Origin of the sequence: Mycobacterium sp., from assembly GCF_032162605.1 — a bacterium.
Lineage (GTDB): Bacteria > Actinomycetota > Actinomycetes > Mycobacteriales > Mycobacteriaceae > Mycobacterium.
Genome location: NZ_JAVROT010000153.1, coordinates 1 through 3380, shown reverse-complemented (window position 1 = coordinate 3380; position 3380 = coordinate 1). Strand labels below are relative to the sequence as shown.

Here is a 3380-nt window from a genome sequence, read left to right as displayed (position 1 = left end):
CCACCAGCTCAACTCCACGGTGTGGGCGCAGGGCAACACCGACACCTCACATGGGTGCCTGAACCTCAACGGCGACAACGCCGCGTGGTTCTTCGACTTCTCGGTGCCCGGCGACGTCGTCGAGGTGCGCAATACCGGCGGCAAGCCGCTGGAGGTGTGGCAGAACGGCGACTGGACCGTGCCGTGGGATCTGTGGCGGCAGGGCAGCAGGCTGACGTAGGTCGTCCCCATGCCCTTGACCCGAATGTCGTTTGGGTAACAGTCCGGTTCCGCGAGCAAACCAGTATCAGATCATCCGCCGCATTCACAGGATTGACCGGTCAAATGGACGGGTGTGTCGGCAGTCAGCCTCAGCGAGTTCGGAGTGAGCGTCTCCGACGTCCCGGTCGCCGGCTTCTGCGCGCCCGAATTCGAGGCGGTCCGCGAGCAGTTCGCGCACAACTTTACCGACCGCGGTGAGATCGGCGCCGCAGTGGCGGCGTGGGTCGACGGCGAACTCGTGGTCGACCTGTGGGGTGGTACGCAGGACGCCGCGGGTGAGCGGCCGTGGCGGCAGGACACGTTGGCCAGTGTCTTCTCGGGGTCCAAGGGCCTGACCGCCACGTGCATTCACCTGCTGGCCGAACGCGGGCAGATCGACCTGTACCAGCCCGTCGCCGCGTACTGGCCGGAATTCGCCCAGTCGGGAAAGGCCGCCATCACCGTCGCCATGGTGATGGCCCACCGCTCCGGGGTGATCGGTCCGCAGCATCGACTCGAACCCGACGAGGTACTGGACTGGGACCGGGTCTGCGCCAAACTCGCTGCGGCCGAACCATGGTGGGCCCCCGGGACGGCTCAGGGCTACCACATGGTCACCTTCGGCTTCATCCTCGGCGAGCTGCTTCGCCGCGTGACCGGACGCACCGTCGGTGAATTCCTGCGCGAGCACATTGCCGGCCCGCTGTCGGCGGATTTGTTCATCGGGTTACCCGCCCACCAGCACGCCCGCTGCGCGGACATGATCGACAAACCTCACATCCGCGACGTGCTGGCCGAAGGAGGCGCACCCGAGGATCCGACGTCGCTGTCCGAGCACAGCAAGGCCGGGCTGGCCGTCGCCATGAGCTTCATCCCCGACGACGAACTCGGCTCGCGGACGATCGACCGTTGGCGATCGGCGGAGTTCCCCGCCACCAACGCGCACGTGTCCGCTATCGGCATGGCCACGTTCTACAACGCGATCGCCCAGGAGAAACTGCTCAGCCGGGAACTGATGAACCTGTCCCGAGAGTCCCAGGGTGGGACGGCGACCGACGTGGTGCTGGGACCGCGCGTCGCCGATCACGGCTGGGGCCTTGGCTACATGCTGAACCAGCGATGCGTCGCAGGCCCCAATCCGCGGATCTTCGGCCACGGTGGTTCCGGAGGCTCGTATGCGTTCGCCGATCTGGAACACCGCATCGGCTACGCCTACGTGATGAACAAGTTCGACGCGACCAAGGCGCACGCCGACCCGCGCAGCGTCGCCCTCTCGGATCAGATCTACGCGGCCCTCGACGTCAAGGCGGCATGAGGCTGACGCTCGTCGACGGCCACGCCGTACCCGTACCGGCAGAGCGGTTCGGGTGGACTCCGCGTGTCGTCGTGCAACTGGCGGTGTTATCGATCGCCGCGTACGTGTACGCCGTCGCCGAGATGGCCCCCATCGGCGCCATGCCCGCGATCGCGGCGGATCTGCACGTCGGCGAGGCCCGTGTCGGAATGCTCACCGCCGCTTACGCTTTCATTAGCATCGTGGTCACCGTGCCACTGGTCCGGTGGACGGCCCGGTGGCCCAGACGGCGGGTCTTCGTCCTGACCCTGGCGTGCCTGACCGTCGCGCAGGCGCTCTCGGCCGTTGCGCCCGGGCTGGGATGGCTTGCTGCCAGCAGAGTTCTCTGCGCGCTCACCCACGGCCTCATGTGGGCGATCATCGTGCCGATCGGGGCCCGGCTGGTCCCGGCGACGCACACCGGCCGGGCGACGACCGCGGTGTACGTCGGGTCGGCCGCGGCGCTGGTCGTCGGCATCCCGCTCACCAGCGCGATGAGCCAGGAGTGGGGATGGCGGCCCACCGTCGCCGCGATGGCGGTCGCGGCGGGCGCCGTCACGCTTGTGGCCCGAATGGTGTTGCCCGCCATGGCCGTCAGCACGGCCGATGCCGTCTCGACCACGCCGCGCGCATCGCTGCCCTACCGAAACAGACGACTGCTCGTGCTGTGCGCGCTGACGTTGATCGGGGTGACGGCCCACTTCGTCTCGTACACCTTCATCGTTCCGATCATCAGGAGCGTCGTCGGCGTCGGGACCGGGCTGCAGGCCTGGGTGCTGGTCGGCTACGGGGTGGCCGGCCTGGTGGCACTGGCGCTGATGGCCCGCGCGACGGACCGTCGGCTTCTCGCGGCCGTGGCAGGCTGCGTGGGCATTCTCGGTCTGACGTTCTGGTTGTTGAGCGCGCTGTCGGTGCTCGACACCGGCGCCGCCGGGGCGGTTCTTGGCCTCGGCGCCATCGTGGTCTGGGGCGCGGCCTCTGCCGTCCTGCCGCCGATGCTGCAGTCGGCCGCCATCCGCACGTCACCGGAGGAGGCCGCGCAGGCCTCGGCGCTCTACGTGACCGCGTTCCAGGTCGGCATCCTGTCGGGATCTGTCGCCGGTGGTCTCGTCTACGAGCACGTCGGCGTCGCAGCGGTCGTGACCACGACGGCGGTCCTGTTCGGCGTCACGCTGGTCGGCGTGCTCGCCCGCGGTGACGCGTTCCGCGCAGAGGACTGACGACCGCAGTTCCGCAGCGTTGTCGCGTACCGACCTGCTGCGCGCCGTGGCCGGCGGGGGTCTGCAGCTACGAAGCCTTGATGCCCTCCACCTTGTTGCCGCGATGCGTGCCGGCAACACCCTGCGCGCCGTCGTCACCTACGACGCGCGGATGATCGACGCCGCAGAGCAATTGGGCATCGCGACCGCGGCCCCGAAGTAGCGTGACGGTCCGCGTCCAGCGAGCTGTGTGAGTCCTGGGAGAGTCACAGGCAGTCGGCGTACCGTCCGAAATGATGGGACCGCCGATCGCGGGAAGGGTCACGATGGTGCGAACTGATGATGACACGTGGGAGATCACGGAGAGTGTGGGAGCGACGGCGTTGACCGTGGCGGCTGCGCGTGCTGCGGAGACCGAGAGTGCGCGACCCCTGTTTCGCGACCCGTTCGCCCGGGTGTTCCTCGACGCCGCCGGTGAGGGGATGTGGAGCTTGTTCGACCGCTCGGCGGCGGCGGGCGTGGATCCCGAACTGGGGGAGCGGATGCAGGCGTTGCAGGATTTCGTCGCCGCCCGCACGGCCTACATCGACGACTTCTTCGTCGCGGCG

5 protein-coding genes are annotated in these 3380 nt (G+C 68.6%); all 5 read left to right on the top strand.

The genetic code is table 11. The features are described from left to right. A partial coding sequence (locus tag QOI01_RS09370) for a L,D-transpeptidase family protein (protein ID WP_526380175.1) occupies positions 1-220 on the top strand: 220 nt, incomplete at its 5' end. Positions 221-364: 144 nt separating this feature from the next. Next, positions 365-1555, top strand: a complete 1191-nt coding sequence (locus tag QOI01_RS09365; protein WP_526380173.1) for a serine hydrolase domain-containing protein — start codon at positions 365-367, stop codon at positions 1553-1555. Continuing rightward, positions 1552-2793 (top strand): MFS transporter, encoded by a 1242-nt coding sequence (locus QOI01_RS09360; protein ID WP_526380171.1) that lies wholly within the window; start codon positions 1552-1554, stop codon positions 2791-2793. The genes QOI01_RS09365 and QOI01_RS09360 overlap by 4 nt, the downstream gene beginning before the upstream one ends. Then, positions 2768-2995: a hypothetical protein gene (locus tag QOI01_RS09355; RefSeq protein WP_526380169.1), complete on the top strand. Its 228-nt coding sequence runs from the start codon at positions 2768-2770 to the stop codon at positions 2993-2995. Before QOI01_RS09360 ends, QOI01_RS09355 begins: the two co-directional genes overlap by 26 nt. A gap of 103 nt (positions 2996-3098) precedes the next feature. Next, a partial coding sequence (locus QOI01_RS09350; protein ID WP_526380176.1) for a class I SAM-dependent methyltransferase occupies positions 3099-3380 on the top strand: 282 nt, incomplete at its 3' end.